This window comes from Streptomyces sp. NBC_01244 (genome assembly GCF_035987325.1).
In the GTDB taxonomy this organism is placed as follows: domain Bacteria; phylum Actinomycetota; class Actinomycetes; order Streptomycetales; family Streptomycetaceae; genus Streptomyces.
On record NZ_CP108488.1, the window covers coordinates 2,472,992 to 2,490,876 of the forward strand.

A 17,885-nucleotide genomic window follows, 5' to 3' on the forward strand; every position below is an offset into this window, starting at 1 on the left:
CCCGGGTCCAGAAGGCCGTCCGTAAAGTAGGGGGATGCTTTTCGAACCGCGTTCCGGGCGGCTGGCCGCCTGGGGGAACGCTCTGCTGGCCGGTCTCGTCTCGCCCGACGAGGCCGTGTTGTCGATCGTGGGCGAGGACTCCGTGCACCGGGTGGAGGGGCTGCCCGGGGAATCCGGGCCGGTGGGGCTCACCCTGGCGCTGGGCCGGCTGCGGGTGCTGGGGGTGACCGGGCTGCGGATCGCGCTCCCGGCGCCGGGGCATCCGCTGGGGCTGAGCGGGCCGCCGGAGTTCAACGCGAGGGCGCTGGACGCGGAGGAGGCGGTCGTCGCGGTGGGTGCGGCGGTCGGGCTGGTGCCGGAGGTCCACGAGGCCGGGCCCGCGGGTGACGTGCACGTGTCGGTGACCTGGCACTGCCTGCCGGTACGGGAGGCCCCGCCGGCGGACGTGCCGTCGCTCGGCGAGGCGGAACGGGAACTGGCGGAGGCGCTGCGCGAGGCCACGGTGGTGCTGACCCGGCTGGACGTGGCGGGATCCGGGCCGGTGGCGGAGGCGGCGCTGTCCGCGTACCGGGCGCGGACGGAGGCCGGGCGGGACGCGCTGGCGCCGGGGTATCCGGCGCGGGCGGTACGGGTCCTGTCGCTGGCGCAGCGGGTGGACCTGATGGTGTCGCTGGCGACCGAGCGGGGACACGGGGCGGCGGTGGCCGCGTCGGAGATGGCCGCACGGGCGGAGGCCTTGCGGCCGGTGGAGCGGGTCGCTCGGCGGGCGCTGGTCGCGGCGTACAACTCGGCCGTCGAGGAGCGGCTCCGCTAGCCGCTGGCCGCTGGCCGCGGGGATCGGGGTGCGGGGATCGGGGTGCGGGGATCGGGGTGCGGGGATCGGGGTGCGGGGATCGGGGTGCGGGGATCGGGGTGCGGCGCCGTTGCGCGAGCGACCCCGGCTGCGCCGGGCCTTCCGGGGCGCCGCCCCGGACCCCGCGCCTCAAACGCCGGCGAGGCTGATTTTGCCCGGCCGCGCCGGACCGGCACGGGGTGGGATCTCCCCGCGGCGGATGGGCCCGGCGCTGCCGAGGGGGCGGAGTGGTCCGGTCGTGGCGGGAAGGCTTCGGCCCCGCTTCCCAGGGAGAGGGGGGAAGCGGGGCCGAGGTGTGTGGCCGCTACGCGGGACCGACACTCACGCCGGTCGGAGGCCTGCGGAGCAGTGCGGGCGCCGCGTCAGAAAGGCGGGCAGTGCGGGCGCCGCGTTGAGGAGGGGCTCAGTTGTTGACGCCCGTGTTGCCCCAGGCGCCGTTGAGCAGGCCGATCACGTTGACCGAGTTGCCCACCACGTTCGCGGGGATGTGGACGGGGAGCTGGAGCTGGTTCCCCGCGGCCACGCCGGGCGAGTTCAGGGCCTCGCCCTCCGCCGACGCACCGCCGTGCGCCGACGAGACACCCGCGCCGGCGGCGAGGAGGCCGCCCGCGATCATGGTGACGGCGGTGGCCTTCTTGAAGTTCTTCACGTTCTCGTCCTCCAGTACGTCTGCCGCGGCCAGCCGCCGCGGCACGTCATGAAGAACGCTCATCCGACGAACGGGATGCGCCATGTGGGCTACATACACCCGACCGTATGAATCACTGCCCGTACGAGTCACCGCGCGATGCCGTGCCTGACCGCCCAGAGCGCCGCCTGCGTACGGTCCGCGACGTCCAGCTTCATCAGGATGTTCGAGACGTGCGTCTTCACCGTCTTCTCCGACAGGACGAGCGCGCGGGCGATCTCCCGGTTCGAACGCCCGTCCGCTATGTGATGGAGCACCTCGCGCTCGCGATCCGTCAGGTTGCCGCCGCGGCCGGATGACGGGCCGGGCCCCTCCTCGGCGAGCAGGGCCCCGGCGACCTCCGGCTGGAGGAGGACGTGGCCCGCGTGCACGGAGCGGATGGCGGCGGCGAGGGCGTCGGGGTCGATGTCCTTGTACACGTAGCCCGCCGCGCCCGCGCGCAGGGCGGGGACCACCGTGCGCTGCTCGGTGAAGCTGGTGACGATCAGCACGCGCGCGGGGTTCGCCAGCGTGCGCAGCCTGCGCAGTGCCTCGATGCCGTCGGTGCCCGGCATCTTGATGTCCATCAGGATGACGTCGGGGCGCAGCTCCTCGGCGCGGTCGATGCCCTCCTCGCCGTCGGCGGCCTCGCCGACCACCTCGATGTCGTCCTGTACCTCCAGGAAGGTGCGCAGGCCCCGCCGGACGACCTGGTGGTCGTCCACGAGCAACACCCTGACGCGGCCGCTACGGCCCGGCGTGTCAGCCACCGGGTACCTCCAGTTCGATCGTGGTGCCGGTGCCGGGCTCGGACCGCACGGTGAGCCGGCCGCCGACGCCCGCTGCCCGGTCCCGCATGGAGACCAGGCCGAGGTGCCGGCCCGCCCGGCGGACGGTGGGAGGGGAGAAGCCGGTTCCGTCGTCGGTCACCCGGAGCAGGGCTCCGCCGGTCTCCCGGCGGGTGAGGGTGACGTCGATCCGGTCTCCGGCGGAGTGGCGCAGGGCGTTGTGCAGGGCTTCCTGCGCCACGCGCAGGACCGCCTCCTCCTGGGCCGCGGGCAGGGCCCGTACGCCGTCGCAGGTGAAGGTGACCTGCGCGGTGTGGGCCCGGTCCAGGACGCGGACCTGGTTGCGCAGGGTGGCGACGAGGCCGTCCTCGTCGAGGGCGGCGGGGCGGAGCTCGGTGACGGCCGCGCGCAGTTCGTCGGCGGCCTCGGCCGCGAGGGTGGCGACCTGCTGGAGCTCGTCCTTGGCCCGGGCCGGGTCGCGGTCCACCAGGGCGGCTGCGGCCTGTGCGGTCAGGCGGAGCGAGAAGAGCTTCTGGCTGACCGCGTCGTGCAGCTCGTGGGCCAGGCGGGAGCGCTCCTCCGCGATGGTCAGCTCGCGGCTGCGTTCGTAGAGGCGTGCGTTGGTGAGGGCGATCGCCGCGTGCTGGGCGAGGAGGGAGAGGAGCTCCTCGTCCTCGTCGGTGAAGCCCCGCCCGCCGCCCGGGACGCTCCGCTTGTTCGCGAGGAAGAGGGCGCCGAGTGTCTCCTCCCCGTCGCGGATGGGCAGCCCCAGGAAGTCGGACATGTCGGGGTGGGCCGCCGGCCAGCCCTCGAAGCGGGGGTCCCTGCGTACGTCGGCCAGCCGCTCGGGGCCGTCCTGGTGGAGCATCGCGGCGAGGATCCCGTGCTGGCGGGGCAGCGGGCCGATGGCCCGCCACTGCTCCTCGCTGATGCCGTCCACGACGAACTGGGCGAAGCCGCCGTGGTCGTCCGGGACGCCCAGGGCCGCGTACTCGGCGTCGAGCAGCTCGCGGGCCGAGGCGACGATCGTGCGCAGCACGTCGCGGACCTCCAGCCGGCGGCTCATGGCGAGCAGCGCGGTACTCACGGCGGCCAGGCCGCCGCCGCGGGGGCCTCGGGGTCCGGAGTGCATGGCCTCACGGTACTCGCGGCGGCCGGGCGGTCGGATCGGGCCGGAGGCGTAGGCCTCGCGCGGGTGGCGGCGTAGGTCTCGGCGTAGGTCCCGGCGTAGGTCCCGGGCCTCGGACGGCTTCCGGGCGGCCGGTACGCGGGGCGGGGCCCGGCCGGGGTGGAGCGGGAGAGCGCTCGGGGGGTACGGGAGAAGGGACTGTATATAAGGGACATTCCGCCGGGCCTTGCGGCCCGCCCCCTCGCCGGGCGGGAGGCCGTTCGGCGCCGCCGTACACGGCGGCGTACTGCGCGGGTACCGGTCAGCCGTAGCGAAGCTGTGCCTTTGGCAGGAGTTCCGGGACGTTCTTCTGCTACTCAAGGATGAGAACGGTCACTGAACGGATTGCTGACGCAACGGTTGGTGAGATTGATACATGCCCGATGTGAGCCCGCACATAGGACGCACATCACTTACGAAGCTCCCTAGTGGACGAATAAAGACGCTGTTAGCGCTGACTCACGCGCTCCAGGCGCCGAATTCGGGGCTCGGCTCCGGCCCCTGATCCACTAAGCGGGATCGTACGTCACACCTTTGCCACAGGATTTTGCCACCGCTAAGAATTGCTCTCGCCGCACAGCGCCGCGGATCCCGGATCCGGCAGGCGCTTTCCTGCGGCCCCCGCTATTCGAAGAGGTTGCTACGCATGACCGAGACCAGCACTCCCGGCCACAGTCGTCGTCTGACGATGACGAAGGCGCACAAGCTTTCCATCGCCGGTGTAGCCACCCTGGGCGCCGCCGCCCTCGCCTTCTCCCTCGTACCGGCCAACGCCGTCGAGACGCAGACGGCCGTCGCCGCTGCTCCCGTCGCCTGGTCGAAGGTCGTCGACGGCGCACAGACGCAGGCCGTGCAGCAGCACCTCACCGTTCAGCAGGTCGTCGCGGACCAGCAGGCCAAGGTCGCGAAGGACGCCAAGGCCGCCGCCGCCAAGGCCAAGGCCGAGGCGGACGCGAAGAAGGACCGCGAGCAGAAGGCGGCCGCCAGCCGTTCCGTGAACCGCGCGCCGGTCTTCGCGAACAACCTGGACGGCTGGATCAAGGAAGCCCTCTTCATCATGAAGAAGGAGGGCATTCCGGGCACCTACGCCGGGATCCACAAGAACATCATGCGCGAGTCCAGCGGCAACCCGATGGCGATCAACAACTGGGACATCAACGCCCAGAACGGCATCCCCAGCAAGGGTCTGCTCCAGGTCATCGCCCCGACCTTCAAGGCGTACCACGTCAAGGGCACCAAGTTCGACCAGTACGACCCGGTCGCCAACATCGTCGCGGCCTGCAACTACGCGGCCGACCGCTACGGCTCCATGGACAACGTCAACAGCGCCTACTAGGCCCCTGGCGTCCTCCCCAGCCCCCATGCGCCTCAGGGCGGCCCCGGTGTTCCGGAGCCGCCCTGAGGCGTTCGTGCGTGCCCGCGTGCGTACGCGGGCCCGGCGCTTACTTGCCCGCGCGCATGACCTCGGGCTCGTGGCGGCGCAGCAGGCGCTGCACGGCGAAGCCGCACGCGACGCCGAGGAGCAGCAGGACCGTGATGTTCAGGCTCCACTGGCCGACCGTGGCGTCCCAGAGCGGGTCGGTGTTGGTCGGGTTCTCCGCGTCCCACGGCGGCATGAGCACGCCGAGGTTCAGCGTGGTGCCGGCGGCGGCGATCGCCCAGCGGGACGGCATCAGCCAGGCGAACTGCTCCAGGCCCGGAGAATCGTAGACCTGGAAGAGGATGCCGGTGAAGACGACCTGGACGATCGCGAACATGACCAGCAGCGGCATGGTCTTCTCGGCGGTCTTGACCAGCGAGGAGATCACCAGGCCGAACATCATGGAGGTGAAGCCGAGCGCGATGACCGACAGGCAGATCTCCACGGCCGGCGGCATCAGCAGACCCTCGGCGGGCAGGTCGCGCGGGTAGAAGCCGATCCCGCAGATGATCACGCCCTGGATGGCCGTGATGACCCCGAGGACGATCACCTTCGACACGAGGTACGCCGACCGGGACAGGCCGGTCGCGCGCTCGCGCTCGTAGATCACGCGTTCCTTGATCAGCTCACGGACCGAGTTCGCCGCGCCGGAGAAGCACATGCCGACCGCGAGGATCAGCATGATCGTGCCGGCGTCGCCGTTGAAGCGGGACGGCGCCACGGGCGGCGCGAGTCCGAACTTCGCGGGGATGACGACGGAGACCACGCCGAGGACCGCCGGGAGGATCAGCATCAGTGCGATGAATCCCCTGTCGGACGCGATGACCGACATGTAGCGGCGCATCAGCGTCCAGAGCTGGGAACCCCAGCCCTGCGGCTTCGGCGGCCGGGTCTGCTGCACGGCGGGCTGCACCGACTGCGGGGCGACCGCGTCGATGTCGGCGGCGTAGAGCTGGTAGTGCTGCGAGCCCTTCCAGCGGCCGGCCCAGTCGTAGTCGCGGTAGCTCTCGAAGGCGGAGAACACGTCGGCCCAGGTGGTGTAGCCGAAGAAGTTCAGCGCCTCGTCCGGCGGGCCGAAGTACGCGACCGAGCCGCCCGGGGCCATGACCAGCAGCTTGTCGCAGATGGCCAGCTCGGCGACCGAGTGCGTGACGACGAGGACCGTGCGGCCGTCGTCGGCGAGGCCGCGCAGCAGCTGCATGACATCGCGGTCCATGCCCGGGTCGAGGCCCGAGGTGGGCTCGTCCAGGAAGATCAGCGAGGGCTTGGTCAGCAGCTCCAGGGCCACGGACACGCGCTTGCGCTGGCCGCCCGAGAGCGAGGTGATCTTCTTGTCCTTGTGGATGTCGAGCTTGAGCTCGCGCAGCACCTCGTTGATGCGGGCGGCGCGCTCCGACTCGGCGGTGTCGCCCGGAAAGCGGAGCTTGGCCGCGTACTTCAGGGCGGTGCTGACCTTCAGCTCCTTGTGCAGGATGTCGTCCTGCGGGACCAGGCCGATGCGCTGGCGGAGCTCCGCGAACTGCTTGTACAGGTTGCGGTTGTCGTAGAGGACGTCGCCCTCGTTGGCCGGGCGGTAGCCGGTCAGCGCCTTGAGGAGCGTCGACTTGCCGGAGCCGGAGGGGCCGATGACGCCGATCAGCGACTTCTCCGGGACGCCGAAGGTGACGTCCTTGAGGATCTGCTTGCCGCCGTCGACCGTGACCGTGAGGTGGCGGGCCGAGAAGGAGACGTCACCGGTGTCGACGAACTCCTCGAGGCGGTCGCCGACGATCCGGAAGGTCGAGTGGCCGACGCCGACGATGTCGTTCGGGCCGAGCAGCGCGGTGCCCGACTTCGCCAGCGGCTGGCCGTTGACGTAGGTGCCGTTGTGGCTGCCGAGGTCGCGGATCTCGAAGCGGCCGCCCGGCATCGAGTGGAACTCCGCGTGGTGGCGGGAGACCTGGAGGTCGGAGACCACCAGCTCGTTCTCCAGCGCACGGCCGATGCGCATGACGTGGCCCAGCGCGAGCTGGTGGAACGTCGTCGGGCTGCGGTGGTCGCCGTAGCCCGGGGTACCGCCGCCGCCCGGCTGCTGCTGGTGCTGCTGGTGCTGCTGCTGCGGGAAGGGCTGTACCTGGTGCGGCTGCTGGGCCTGCTGCTGGGCCTGCTGCTGCGGGAACGGCGGGGCCTGCTGGACCTGCTGTTCCCAGGGCTGCTGCGCCTGCGGCTGCGGCTGTACCTGCGGCGGCTGCTGCTGCGCGTACGCCTGGGCCGGCGCCTGCTGCGCCACGGCCGGCTGCGGCGCCGGGGCGGCCGCGGCCGCGCCCGCGACGGGATTCAGTCGTGGCCCGTCGGTGGCGTTGCCCAGGTGCACCGGCGTGCCGGGGACGAGCTCGGCCTGCTGGACCCTCGCCCCGCGCACGTACGTGCCGTTGGTGCTGCCGTGGTCCTCGATTCCCCAACCTCGCCCGTTCCAGGCGATGGTGGCGTGCCGCCACGACACCCGGGCGTCATCGATCACCACGTCTCCCTGGGGGTCGCGCCCCAGCGAGTACGACCTGGACGGATCGAGCGTCCAGGTCCTTCCATTCAATTCCAGTACGAGTTCCGGCACTCCAGCCCCACTTAAGTCCCCCGAGAATCCCCCATGACGTCAGGGAGTCTAGGGATGGCGAACATCCGGGGGAACTATTTCAGGCGCACGGCCACAAGGGGAATCCGGGCCACTTGGCAGCGCCCCGGGAGGCCCGCCGAGGGGGTTGAAAGTGCCCCGGAAGGTGCGTTTCGGGACGCTCCGACGTCCCCCGGGCCGGGCCGGGGAACGCATCGGCCCGTCGGACGGGCTCGTTCGCGGCCCTCGCCCTCCCGTCCCGTGCGTGGCCTCCGGCCGTCCGGCGTTCCCGTCGCCGGATCTCCACGCGCCCGCTCCAGGGCCCGCCCATGGCCACCGCACGACCTCCACACGTCCACGGAGTGGCCCCCGCACGTCCGTACGGAGCGAAACGGTTCCGCCAGGTGGGACGGGGCTCCGTGCGCGCAGGCCGGGGAGATACGGTGAAGGCACCATGAGCGCTTCGCAGACCTCCGACGTCCCCACCCTCCTCGTCAAGATCTTCGGCAAGGACCGTCCCGGGATCACCGCCGGGCTGTTCGACACCCTCGCCGCCTACTCCGTCGACGTCGTCGACATCGAGCAGGTCGTCACCCGGGGCCGCATCGTCCTGTGCGCCCTCGTCACCCACCCGACCGCCGGCACCGAGGGCGAGCTGCGGGCCACCGTCCACAGCTGGGCCGAGTCCCTCAAGCTGCAGGCCGAGATCCTCTCCGGCACCGGTGACAACCGGCCGCGCGGCAGTGGCCGTTCGCACGTCACCGTGCTCGGGCACCCGCTCACGGCCGAGTCCACGGCCGCCATCGCCGCGCGGATCACCGCGACCGGCGGCAACATCGACCGCATCTTCCGGCTCGCGAAGTATCCGGTGACGGCCGTGGAATTCGCCGTCTCCGGCACCGCGACCGAGCCGCTGCGCACCGCGCTGGCCACCGCAGCCGCCCAGATCGGCGTCGACGTGGCCGTGGTCTCGGCCGGGCTGCACCGGCGGGCCCAGCGCCTCGTCGTCATGGACGTGGACTCGACCCTGATCCAGGACGAGGTCATCGAGCTCTTCGCCGCGCACGCCGGCTGTGAGGCCGAGGTCGCCGAGGTGACCGAGCGCGCCATGCGCGGGGAGCTGGACTTCGAGCAGTCGCTGCACGCCCGGGTCGCGCTGTTGGCCGGGCTGGACGCCTCCGTGGTGGACAAGGTCCGCTCCGAGGTGCGCCTCACCCCGGGCGCCCGGACGCTGATCCGCACCCTCAAGCGGCTCGGGTACCAGGTGGGCGTGGTCTCCGGCGGGTTCACGCAGGTGACGGACGATCTGCGGGAGCGGCTCGGGCTGGACTTCGCCTCCGCCAACACCCTGGAGATCGTCGACGGCAAGCTGACGGGCAAGGTCACCGGCGAGATCGTGGACCGGGCCGGCAAGGCCCGGCTGCTGCGCCGCTTCGCCGCGGAGGCCGGCGTACCGCTGGCCCAGACCGTGGCCATCGGCGATGGCGCCAACGACCTGGACATGCTGAACGCGGCCGGGCTGGGCGTGGCCTTCTGCGCCAAGCCGGTGGTCCGCCAGGCCGCGCACACCGCGGTGAACGTGCCCTTCCTGGACGCCGTGCTGTACCTGCTCGGAATCACCCGCGAAGAGGTCGAGGCCGCCGACCTGGCGTGACGGACACGGCTGAACCACGACGCCCCGACGACTACCACCACGGAGCGGGCCCCGGCACTGCGCAAGTGCCGGGGCCCGCTCCGTCGGCTTGGTCGTCGGGGCGTGCGTGCGCGTCAGCTGTGCGGGGTCCAGAAGTCCAGCAGGGTGCCCACGCCGTGTTCCACGGACTTCCACGAGCCGGTGAAGGAGACGACGGCGATTCCGGAGGTCGGGAAGCCGCTGCGGTTCATCCGGGCGAGCACGTCGCCCTGCGCGCTCCCGGAGAGGGCGTCGGCCAGCGCGTGCATGCCGGGGTTGTGGCCGATGACCAGGAGGTTCTTGACCTCGTCGGAGGTCTCGTTGACCAGGGCGATGAGCTCGCCCAGCGAAGCCTCGTAGAGCCGTTCCTCGTACGTGGTCCTCGGCCGGTGCGGCAGCTCCTGGACGGCCAGCTTCCAGGTCTCCCTGGTCCGGGCCGCGCTGGAGCAGAGGGCCAGGTCGAAGGCGATGCCGGTCTGGGCCAGTTTCTGGCCCGCGGCCGGGGCGTCGTGACGGCCGCGGTCCGCCAGGGGGCGGTCGTGGTCCGTGCCGTCCGACCATTCGGCCTTGGCGTGCCGGAGGAGAACGATCCTGCGGGGTGTGTCGGCGCTCATGACTCCCAGCTTCGCATGAATCGAGCCACGGGGCGCAGGGGGTTGAGGGGGTCATCACCCCCAGGTGTGGGGGCGCGGGGAGCGCCCCGGCGCACGGCGGCGCGGGTGGGCTCCCGGCGGCTGGCGCCCCGTCAGCCGACGGCGCTCAGCAGCCGTTCGGTGACCTGGACGAGGGTGGAGCCGTCGCCGGAGGCGGCGTGTGCCTGGCCGGATCCGGCGAGGAGTATGAGCAGGAGGCCGAAGGCGAGGGCGGGCAGGGCGAGGGCCCACCAGGGCAGCCGGGCGTCGGCCCCGGCGGCGCGGGGAGCGGACGGGCGGCCTGGGGCCAGGTGCGTGGGGGCCGACATGGCCGCCTCCGTGGGGTGGTCGGACGGGCTCGCTCTTGCTCTTCGAATCTAAGGATTCGAGCAGGCGGTTCCCATCCGGGACGCACCCCAGATGTCCCTGAGCCTGACCCCCTAGGGGTTGGGGGGTTAACCCCACCCCCTACGGCGAGGCGAGGGTGGCGACGACGGCGATGACCACGGTCACCAGCAGCATCGCGCCCAGCACGAGGCCGAGCTTCCGGTGGCCGTTCTGGGGGTTCGGTTCAAGTACGGGCGACATGCCGATCAGTCTCGCATGCCGCATTCGTCCTCGATCGTGCGGTCCCGGCCCGCCAGCACGCCGAGCGCGATCTGCGGGACGAGCAGACCGGCCATCAGGGCGAGGGGCAGGTCCCAGCCGCCGGTGTGCTGGTAGAGGGTGCCGATGAGGAGCGGCCCGGGGATGGAGATGAGGTAGCCGGTGCTCTGGGCGAAGGCCGACAGCTTGACGACCCCGGCCGGGGACTTGGCCCGCAGCCCGATCAGGGTGATGACGAGCGGGAAGGCGCAGTTGGAGACGCCGAGCAGGATGGCCCATGCCCACGCGCCGGCGGCGGGGGCGAAGGAGAGGCCGAGGTAGCCGACGAGGCCGAAGAGGCCGAGTACGACGGCGATGGGGCCCTGGTTCCTCATCCGGCCGGCGAGGCCCGGGATGACGAAGGCGAGCGGGACGCCCATGACCATGGTGACGGCGAGCAGGATGCCCGCCGTGGAGGCGGAGACCCCCGCGTCGCGGAAGATCTGCGGGAGCCAGCCCATGGTGATGTACGCGCCCGTGGCCTGGAGTCCGAAGTAGCAGGCGAGGGCCCACGCGGTACGGCTGCGCACCACGCTCGGCCCGGCGTCGGGGCGAGCGGCCGGTACGCCCGCGGCCGCGGCCTTCTCCTTGCGGGCCGCCGCGGCGATGGCCAGCCAGGGCAGGACGGCCACCGCGGCGAGGAAGGCCCAGATCAGCAGGCCGGTGCGCCAGCTGCCGCCCAGGGCCTGGGTCATCGGGACGGTCGCCGCCGCGGCGAGCGAGGTGCCGGCGGCCAGGGCCATGGAGTAGAGCCCCGTCATGGTGCCGACCCGGTCGGGGAACCAGCGCTTGACGATCACCGGCAGGAGCACGTTGGTCAGGGCTATGCCCGCCAGGGTCAGGGCGCTGGCCGCGAGGAACCCGGCGGCGTTGGACGCGAACGGCCGGATCAGCAGGCCCGCGGCGACGGCGGCCATGCCGGCGCAGACGACGGCGGCCGGGCCGAAGCGGCGGGAGAGCCGGGGCGCGGTGACGCCGAAGACGGCGAAGCAGAGGGCGGGTACGGAGGTGATGAGTCCGGCGACGGTGCCGCTCATGCCGAGGCCCTCGCGGGTCTCCTCGAACAGGGCGCCGAGGCTGGTGATGGCGGGCCGCAGGTTGAGGGCGGCCAGCACGATGCCGACGAGGAGCACGGGGCCGAGCCAGGCCGGCTGCGGGGTGGCGGCGGGGGTGGGGAGGGGCTGCGGCGCGGCCGTGTGAGCGGCCTGGGGCCGGTTCAGGATCTGGACTTCTTCGTCGGACATTCAACCATCATAGAATCATGGGATGATTGGTTGTCCACCCCGCAGCCGTATCGTTCCCGTCACCCGGACCGTTCCGGTCACCGTTCCCGTCCCCCAAACCGCGCCCGCCCCGAGAGGAACCCCGACCGCATGCCGCTGACCTCGCCCCGGCGATCCGCGCTCGTCGAGCAGGTGATCGCCCAGCTCCGGAACCAGATCACCACCGGCGAATGGCCCGTGGGATCCCGCATCCCCACCGAGCCGGAGCTCGTGGAGCTGATGGGCGTCGCCCGCAACACCGTGCGGGAGGCCGTGCGGGCCCTCGCGCACAACGGCCTCCTCGACATCCGCCAGGGCTCGGGGACCTACGTGATCGCCACCAGCGAGCTGGCCGGGGTCATGCACCGCCGCTTCGCCGGCGCCGACCCCCGGCACATCGCGGAGCTGCGCTCGACGCTGGAGTCCTCGGCGGCCCGCCTCGCGGCGGAGCGGCGGACCGCGCGGGACCTCGTACAGCTGGACGCGCTGCTGGCGCGGCGCGAGGAAGCCTGGTCGGGCGGGGACGCGGAGCCGTTCATCGCGGCGGACGTGGCCCTGCACATGGCGGTGGTGGCGGCCTCGCACAACGACGTGCTCATCGAGCTGTACGCGGACCTAGGCGATCTGGTGGCCGATTGGCTGCGCACCGACGTGGGCACGGAGCTCGATCCCGCCGCACACCTGGACCACGCGCGGCTGATCGAGGCGATCCGGCGCGGGGACGGGGACGCGGCGGCCTCGGAGGCGGCCGGCTATCCGTTCGTCTGCCTGGCCGAGGAGGGGCGCGCCGCGGGGCTCACTGCCGCTGGTGGCTGACCCAGGCGGAGCGGACTTCCTTCCAGCAGCGGCCGGAGAGCTCCACGCGACCGGCCGGGCCGACGGCCACGGCGGCGCCGTCCCCGTCCACGTCCCACCAGCGGTCGCACTCCACGTGCAGGCGGACCAGGTCGGTCTGCGGATAGCTGTTGTGGCAGAACGCCACCACCTGCGAGCCGTTGATCTCGGTGTCGCAGTCGGCTCCGAAGAGCTCCCGGGCGGCGGGCCGCGCGGGCTGTACGGGGGGTTCGGCGGGGATCTGGGCCAGGTCGACCACGGCCGGGGCCTGGAGGTCCGTACCGGACGCCGGGGCGGTCACCTCGTCCTGCGCGACGGCTCCCGGGAGCAGGAATCCGGTCAGGACCACCGAGGTGATCAGCAGGGATACCGCTCGGCTCCGCCTCGCGCGCACTCCCGTACCTCCTCCCCGCAGGAGCCGGGAAGATCCCGACGGGCCCAGTTTGCAGGCAAATGTCCCGATTTTCGACTCGGGAAGATCAGGCCCGGGGGCGGACATCTGATCGAGTCACCCCGTACGGTCCCCGCCCCGCGCGCCAAAACGGCGGCGGCCGCGCCTCCCGGAAGGGAAGACGCGGCCGCCGCCGTACGGATGGAACGGGGTCCCGACCGGGGAGGTACCGGGGAGGTCAGGCACCCATCGCGTGCAGACCGCCGTCGACGTGGATGATCTCGCCGGTGGTCTTGGGGAACCAGTCCGACAGCAGGGCGACGACGCCCTTGCCCGCCGGCTCCGGGTCCGACATGTCCCACTCCATCGGGGAGCGGTGGTTCCAGACGTCCGCCAGCTCGGAGAAGCCGGGGATGGACTTCGCGGCCATCGAGCCGAGCGGACCGGCCGAGATCAGGTTGCAGCGGACCTTCTCCTTGCCCAGGTCACGGGCGAGGTAGCGGCTGGTGGCCTCCAGCGCGGCCTTGGCCGGGCCCATCCAGTCGTACTGCGGCCAGGCGAACTGCGCGTCGAAGGTCAGGCCGACGACCGAGCCTCCCTCGTTCTCCGGGAAGAGCGGCTTGCAGGCCATGGTCAGCGACTTCAGCGAGAACGCCGAGACGTGCATGGCGGTGGCGACCGACTCGAACGGGGTGTTCAGGAAGTTGCCGCCGAGCGCGTCCTGCGGCGCGAAGCCGATGGAGTGGACGACGCCGTCGAGGCCGCCGAGCTCCGCGCGGACGAGGCCCTCCAGGCGGGCGAGGTGCTCGTCGTTGGTGACGTCGAGCTCGATCACCTTGACCGGCTTGGGCAGCTTCTTGGCGATGCGCTCGGTCAGCGTCGGACGCGGGAACGCGGTGAGGATGACCTCGGCGCCCTGCTCCTGGGCCAGCTTGGCAACGTGGAAGGCGATGGACGACTCCATCAGCACCCCGGAGACGAGGATGCGCTTGCCGTCGAGAATTCCGCTCATGGTGATCAGTGACCCATGCCCAATCCGCCGTCAACGGGAATGACGGCACCAGTGATGTACGCGGCGTTGTCGGACGCCAGGAAGCTGACCGCGGCCGCGATCTCCTCGGGCTGCGCGTAGCGGCCCAGGGGCACCTGGCCGACGATGCCGGCCCGCTGCTCGTCCGTGAGCACCTTCGTCATGTCGGTGTCCACGAAGCCGGGGGCGACGACGTTGAAGGTGATGTTGCGGGAGCCCAACTCACGGGCGAGGGAGCGGGCGAAGCCGACCAGCGCCGCCTTGGAGGCGGCGTAGTTGGCCTGGCCGGCCGAGCCGAGCAGGCCGACGACCGAGGAGATCAGGACGACGCGGCCCTTCTTGGCGCGCAGCATGCCGCGGTTCGCGCGCTTGACCACGCGGAAGGTGCCGGTGAGGTTGGTGTCGACGACCGAGGCGAAATCGTCCTCGGACATGCGCATCAGCAGCGTGTCCTTGGTGATGCCGGCATTGGCCACGAGGACCTCGACCGCGCCGTGCGCGTCCTCGACCTGCTTGTACGCCAGGTCGACCTGGTCGGAGTCGGTGATGTCGCAGCGGACCGCCAGCACGCCCAGGGCCGTGAGCTCGGCCGGGGGCTCGCCCGACCGGTACGTGATCGCGACCTTGTCCCCCGCTTCCGCGAAAGCTCGGGCGATGGCGAGGCCGATGCCCCGGTTACCTCCGGTGACGAGAACCGAGCGGCTCAACGGATCACCCTTTCGACTAGCGGTCTGAATACCAAAAACCTATAGGTCAAGTACCCCTTCCGGAGAATCCGGCTCCGACAGGGCCTCGGTACGCGCTCTGTCGAGTCCCTACAGAAAGATGTAGGCACGGCAAGCGCCGACGCGACATGATCGGGTCTGCTGCCCAGACCCCCGGGAGGACCTCCGTGCCCCATTCCATCGACGCGGCCTTCACCGCGCTGCCCTTGCGGGCGCTGGCCGACGCGGCGCTCGCGCGGGCCCGCGCGCTGGGCGCAGACCATGCCGATTTCCGCCTGGAACGGATCCGCAGCGCCTCCTGGCGGCTGCGTGACACCAAGCCCTCGGGCGGTTCCGACACCACCGACCTCGGCTACGCGGTCCGCGTGGTGCACGGCGGCAGCTGGGGCTTCGCCTCCGGTGTGGACCTGACCATGGACGCCGCCGCCAAGGTCGCCTCGCAGGCCGTGGCCATGGCCAAGCTGTCCGCCCAGATCATCAAGGCGGCCGGGTCTGACGAGCGGGTCGAGCTCGCCGACGAGCCCGTGCACGCCGACAAGACCTGGATCTCCGCCTACGACGTGAACCCCTTCGAGGTGCCGGACACGGAGAAGGCCGCGCTGCTCGCCGACTTCAGCGCGCGCCTCCTGGCGGCCGACGGGGTGGCCCACGTGGACGCCTCGCTGCTCGCGGTCCACGAGAACAAGTTCTACGCCGACACCGCGGGCACCTCCACCACCCAGCAGCGGGTGCGCATCCACCCGGAGCTCACCGCCGTCGCCGTGAACGCCGCCACCGGCGAGTTCGACTCGATGCGCACCATCGCCCCGCCGACCGGGCGGGGCTGGGAGTACCTGACGGGCACCGGCTGGGACTGGAACGCCGAACTGGAGGCGATCCCCGGGCTGCTCGCCGAGAAGATGCGGGCGCCGAGCGTCGAGGCCGGGCGCTACGACCTGGTCGTGGACCCCTCGAACCTGTGGCTCACCATCCACGAGTCCATCGGCCACGCCACCGAGCTGGACCGGGCGCTGGGCTACGAGGCCGCGTACGCCGGGACCTCCTTCGCCACCTTCGACCAGCTCGGCAAGCTCGCCTACGGCTCCCCGATCATGAACGTGACGGGCGACCGGACGGCCGAGCACGGGCTGGCCACCATCGGCTACGACGACGAGGGCGTCGAGGCGCAGAGCTGGGACCTGGTCAAGGACGGCACCCTGGCCGGCTACCAGACGGACCGGCGGATCGCGAAGCTGACCGGCCTCGGCCGCTCCAACGGTTGCGCCTACGCCGACTCCCCCGGGCACGTGCCCGTCCAGCGCATGGCGAACGTCTCGCTCCAGCCGGATCCGGGCGGGCTCTCCACCGAGGACCTGATCGGCGGGGTGGAACGCGGGATCTACGTGGTCGGCGACCGCTCCTGGTCCATCGACATGCAGCGCTACAACTTCCAGTTCACCGGGCAGCGCTTCTTCCGCATCGAGAACGGAAAGCTCGCCGGACAGCTCCGCGACGTGGCCTACCAGGCCACGACCACGGAGTTCTGGGGCTCGATGGAGAAGGTCGGCGGTCCGCAGACCTACGTCCTGGGCGGCGCCTTCAACTGCGGCAAGGCCCAGCCGGGCCAGGTCGCGGCGGTCTCGCACGGCTGCCCGTCCGCGCTGTTCCGCGACGTGAACATCTTGAACACCACGCAGGAGGCCGGACGATGACCTCGTCGAGTCGCACCACCAAGCCCCACGAGATCGTCGAGCGGGCGCTGGAGCTGTCCACTGCGGACGGCTGCGTCGTCATCGCCGACGAGGAGTCGAGCGCGAACCTGCGCTGGGCGGGCAACGCCCTGACCACCAACGGGGTCACCCGCGGCCGGACCCTCACGGTCATCGCCACCGTCGACGGCAAGGAGGGCACGGCCTCGGGGGTCGTCTCGCGCTCCGCCGTCACGGCCGCGGAGCTGGAGCCGCTGGTCCGGGCCGCCGAGGCGGCCGCCCGCGGCGCCGGGCCGGCGGAGGACGCGCGGGCGCTGGTCACCGGCACCCCGTCCTCGCCGGACTTCGCGGACGCCCCGGCCGAGACCTCCTCGGCGGTGTTCGCGGACTTCGCCCCGGCCCTCGGCGAGGCCTTCGCGCGGGCCCGCGCGGGCGGCCGCGAGCTGTACGGCTTCGCCAACCACGAGCTGGTGTCCACGTACGTGGGCACCTCTACGGGGCTGCGCCTGCGCCACGACCAGCCCAACGGCACCCTGGAGCTCAACGCCAAGTCCCCGGACCGCCAGCGCTCGGCCTGGGCCGGCCGCGCGACCCGGGACTTCAAGGACGTGGACCCGACCGCGCTGGACGCGGAGCTGGCCGTGCGCCTCGGCTGGGCGGAGCGGAAGATCGACCTTCCGGCCGGGCGGTACGAGACGCTGCTGCCGCCCACGGCGGTGGCCGACCTGCTGATCTACCAGATGTGGTCGGCGTCGGCCCGGGACGCGGTGGAGGGCCGGACGGTCTTCTCCAAGCCCGGCGGCGGCACCCGGCTCGGCGAGCGGCTCTCCCCGCTGCCACTGGACCTGCGCAGCGATCCGAACGCGCCGGGCCTGGAGTCCGCGCCGTTCGTGATCGCGCACAGCTCCGGCGACAGCGCCTCCGTCTTCGACAACGGCCTGCCGGTGCCGGCGACCGAGTGGATCAAGGACGGAGAGCTGTCCCGGCTGACCACGACCCGGCACACCGCGGAACTGACCGGGCTGCCGGTCTCCCCCTCCTTCGGAAACCTGATCCTGGAGGCCGGCGGGGAGAAGTCCCTGGAGGAGATGGTGGCTTCCACCCGGCGCGGGCTGCTGCTGACCTGCCTCTGGTACATCCGCGAGGTGGACCCGGCGACGCTGCTGCTCACCGGGCTGACCCGGGACGGCGTCTACCTGGTGGAGGACGGCCAGGTCGTCGGCGAGGTCAACAACTTCCGGTTCAACGAGTCCCCCGTGGACCTGCTGTCACGGGCCTCGGAGGCCGGCCGGACCGAGAAGACCCTGCCGCGCGAATGGAACGACTGGTTCACCAGGACCTCGATGCCGGCGCTGCGCATCCCGGACTTCAACATGAGCTCGGTCAGCAAGGGCGTCTGATCAACGGCGTCCGCCCAACGGGATGGATCAACAAAGCGTGAGAGGTGCGGGGCTTCCCCGCCTAGACTGGCGGGGAATCCCTCAGCTTTCTGTTCCACCTCGTTCAAGGAGACCCAGAAC

At 71.7% G+C, this 17,885-nt stretch carries 17 protein-coding genes; 6 read left to right on the plus strand and 11 right to left on the minus strand.

What is annotated here, in order from left to right:
* The first annotated feature begins 34 nt into the window (after positions 1–34).
* Complete coding sequence (locus tag OG247_RS10880) at positions 35–814, plus strand: hypothetical protein (RefSeq protein WP_327252043.1); 780 nt, start codon at positions 35–37, stop codon at positions 812–814.
* 442 nt (positions 815–1,256) lie between these two features.
* On the opposite strand, the gene OG247_RS10885 is transcribed toward OG247_RS10880, so the two are convergent.
* From OG247_RS10885 to OG247_RS10895, 3 genes are all read right to left on the minus strand, one after another.
* The gene (locus OG247_RS10885) at positions 1,257–1,502 is read right to left on the minus strand and encodes a chaplin (RefSeq protein WP_243338617.1); all 246 of its coding nucleotides are present in this window, start codon (positions 1,500–1,502) and stop codon (positions 1,257–1,259) included.
* A gap of 128 nt (positions 1,503–1,630) precedes the next feature.
* Positions 1,631–2,290: a response regulator transcription factor gene (locus OG247_RS10890; RefSeq protein WP_327252044.1), complete on the minus strand. Its 660-nt coding sequence runs from the start codon at positions 2,288–2,290 to the stop codon at positions 1,631–1,633.
* Positions 2,283–3,440, minus strand: coding sequence for a GAF domain-containing sensor histidine kinase (locus tag OG247_RS10895; RefSeq protein ID WP_327252045.1), 1,158 nt, complete (start codon positions 3,438–3,440; stop codon positions 2,283–2,285). Before OG247_RS10895 ends, OG247_RS10890 begins: the two co-directional genes overlap by 8 nt.
* A 682-nt stretch (positions 3,441–4,122) precedes the next feature.
* On the opposite strand from OG247_RS10895, the gene OG247_RS10900 reads away from it, so the two are divergent.
* Positions 4,123–4,812 (plus strand): transglycosylase SLT domain-containing protein, encoded by a 690-nt coding sequence (locus tag OG247_RS10900; protein WP_327252046.1) that lies wholly within the window; start codon positions 4,123–4,125, stop codon positions 4,810–4,812.
* Between the two features lie 106 nt (positions 4,813–4,918).
* On the opposite strand, the gene OG247_RS10905 is transcribed toward OG247_RS10900, so the two are convergent.
* On the minus strand, positions 4,919–7,489 hold the full coding sequence (locus OG247_RS10905; RefSeq protein WP_442813250.1) for an FHA domain-containing protein: 2,571 nt from the start codon (positions 7,487–7,489) through the stop codon (positions 4,919–4,921).
* 451 nt (positions 7,490–7,940) lie between these two features.
* Between OG247_RS10905 and serB the strand changes: the two genes are divergently transcribed.
* Positions 7,941–9,140: a phosphoserine phosphatase SerB gene (gene serB, locus OG247_RS10910; protein WP_254387950.1), complete on the plus strand. Its 1,200-nt coding sequence runs from the start codon at positions 7,941–7,943 to the stop codon at positions 9,138–9,140.
* A 113-nt stretch (positions 9,141–9,253) separates the two neighbouring features.
* Here the strand turns inward: serB and OG247_RS10915 are convergent, their stop codons facing one another.
* The 4 genes from OG247_RS10915 to OG247_RS10930 form a co-directional block, all read right to left on the minus strand.
* Entirely contained in the window at positions 9,254–9,772 is a 519-nt protein-coding gene (locus OG247_RS10915) for a SixA phosphatase family protein (protein ID WP_327252047.1), read from the minus strand.
* Between the two features lie 131 nt (positions 9,773–9,903).
* Positions 9,904–10,119, minus strand: coding sequence for a hypothetical protein (locus tag OG247_RS10920; RefSeq protein WP_327252048.1), 216 nt, complete (start codon positions 10,117–10,119; stop codon positions 9,904–9,906).
* 139 nt (positions 10,120–10,258) lie between these two features.
* The gene (locus tag OG247_RS10925; protein WP_266876817.1) at positions 10,259–10,378 is read right to left on the minus strand and encodes an SGM_5486 family transporter-associated protein; all 120 of its coding nucleotides are present in this window, start codon (positions 10,376–10,378) and stop codon (positions 10,259–10,261) included.
* Between the two features lie 5 nt (positions 10,379–10,383).
* Positions 10,384–11,679 carry a CynX/NimT family MFS transporter gene (locus OG247_RS10930; RefSeq protein WP_327252049.1) on the minus strand — a complete coding sequence of 432 codons (1,296 nt, stop codon included), beginning with the start codon at positions 11,677–11,679 and terminating at the stop codon, positions 10,384–10,386.
* Between the two features lie 129 nt (positions 11,680–11,808).
* On the opposite strand from OG247_RS10930, the gene OG247_RS10935 reads away from it, so the two are divergent.
* Positions 11,809–12,513, plus strand: a complete 705-nt coding sequence (locus tag OG247_RS10935) for a FadR/GntR family transcriptional regulator (RefSeq protein ID WP_327252050.1) — start codon at positions 11,809–11,811, stop codon at positions 12,511–12,513.
* Here OG247_RS10935 and OG247_RS10940 read toward each other — a convergent pair.
* From OG247_RS10940 to fabG, 3 genes are all read right to left on the minus strand, one after another.
* Positions 12,494–12,925 carry a hypothetical protein gene (locus OG247_RS10940; protein WP_327252051.1) on the minus strand — a complete coding sequence of 144 codons (432 nt, stop codon included), beginning with the start codon at positions 12,923–12,925 and terminating at the stop codon, positions 12,494–12,496. The genes OG247_RS10935 and OG247_RS10940 overlap by 20 nt on opposite strands.
* Positions 12,926–13,160: 235 nt before the next feature.
* Complete coding sequence (gene fabI / locus OG247_RS10945) at positions 13,161–13,934, minus strand: enoyl-ACP reductase FabI (RefSeq protein WP_327252052.1); 774 nt, start codon at positions 13,932–13,934, stop codon at positions 13,161–13,163.
* A 5-nt stretch (positions 13,935–13,939) separates the two neighbouring features.
* Complete coding sequence (fabG, locus tag OG247_RS10950) at positions 13,940–14,659, minus strand: 3-oxoacyl-[acyl-carrier-protein] reductase (RefSeq protein WP_327252053.1); 720 nt, start codon at positions 14,657–14,659, stop codon at positions 13,940–13,942.
* 146 nt (positions 14,660–14,805) lie between these two features.
* Here fabG and OG247_RS10955 point away from each other — a divergent pair, with 146 nt between their 5' ends.
* Together OG247_RS10955 and OG247_RS10960 are read left to right on the plus strand one after the other, a co-directional pair.
* Positions 14,806–16,368 (plus strand): TldD/PmbA family protein, encoded by a 1,563-nt coding sequence (locus tag OG247_RS10955; protein ID WP_442813251.1) that lies wholly within the window; start codon positions 14,806–14,808, stop codon positions 16,366–16,368.
* Positions 16,365–17,765 (plus strand): metallopeptidase TldD-related protein, encoded by a 1,401-nt coding sequence (locus OG247_RS10960; RefSeq protein WP_327252055.1) that lies wholly within the window; start codon positions 16,365–16,367, stop codon positions 17,763–17,765. Before OG247_RS10955 ends, OG247_RS10960 begins: the two co-directional genes overlap by 4 nt.
* The last annotated feature ends 120 nt before the right edge of the window (positions 17,766–17,885 follow it).

Excerpts from the sequence above, each read along its gene's own strand:
- OG247_RS10915 (WP_327252047.1), bottom strand. The coding sequence starts at position 9,772 with ATGAGCGCCGACACACCCCGCAGGATCGTTCTCCTCCGGCACGCCAAG.
- OG247_RS10925 (WP_266876817.1), bottom strand. The coding sequence starts at position 10,378 with ATGTCGCCCGTACTTGAACCGAACCCCCAGAACGGCCACCGGAAGCTC.
- serB (WP_254387950.1), top strand. The coding sequence starts at position 7,941 with ATGAGCGCTTCGCAGACCTCCGACGTCCCCACCCTCCTCGTCAAGATC.
- OG247_RS10960 (WP_327252055.1), top strand. The coding sequence starts at position 16,365 with ATGACCTCGTCGAGTCGCACCACCAAGCCCCACGAGATCGTCGAGCGG.
- OG247_RS10920 (WP_327252048.1), bottom strand. The coding sequence starts at position 10,119 with ATGTCGGCCCCCACGCACCTGGCCCCAGGCCGCCCGTCCGCTCCCCGC.
- fabI (WP_327252052.1), bottom strand. The coding sequence starts at position 13,934 with ATGAGCGGAATTCTCGACGGCAAGCGCATCCTCGTCTCCGGGGTGCTG.
- OG247_RS10930 (WP_327252049.1), bottom strand. The coding sequence starts at position 11,679 with ATGTCCGACGAAGAAGTCCAGATCCTGAACCGGCCCCAGGCCGCTCAC.
- OG247_RS10955 (WP_442813251.1), top strand. The coding sequence starts at position 14,806 with ATGATCGGGTCTGCTGCCCAGACCCCCGGGAGGACCTCCGTGCCCCAT.
- OG247_RS10935 (WP_327252050.1), top strand. The coding sequence starts at position 11,809 with ATGCCGCTGACCTCGCCCCGGCGATCCGCGCTCGTCGAGCAGGTGATC.
- OG247_RS10880 (WP_327252043.1), top strand. The coding sequence starts at position 35 with ATGCTTTTCGAACCGCGTTCCGGGCGGCTGGCCGCCTGGGGGAACGCT.
- OG247_RS10895 (WP_327252045.1), bottom strand. The coding sequence starts at position 3,440 with ATGCACTCCGGACCCCGAGGCCCCCGCGGCGGCGGCCTGGCCGCCGTG.
- OG247_RS10900 (WP_327252046.1), top strand. The coding sequence starts at position 4,123 with ATGACCGAGACCAGCACTCCCGGCCACAGTCGTCGTCTGACGATGACG.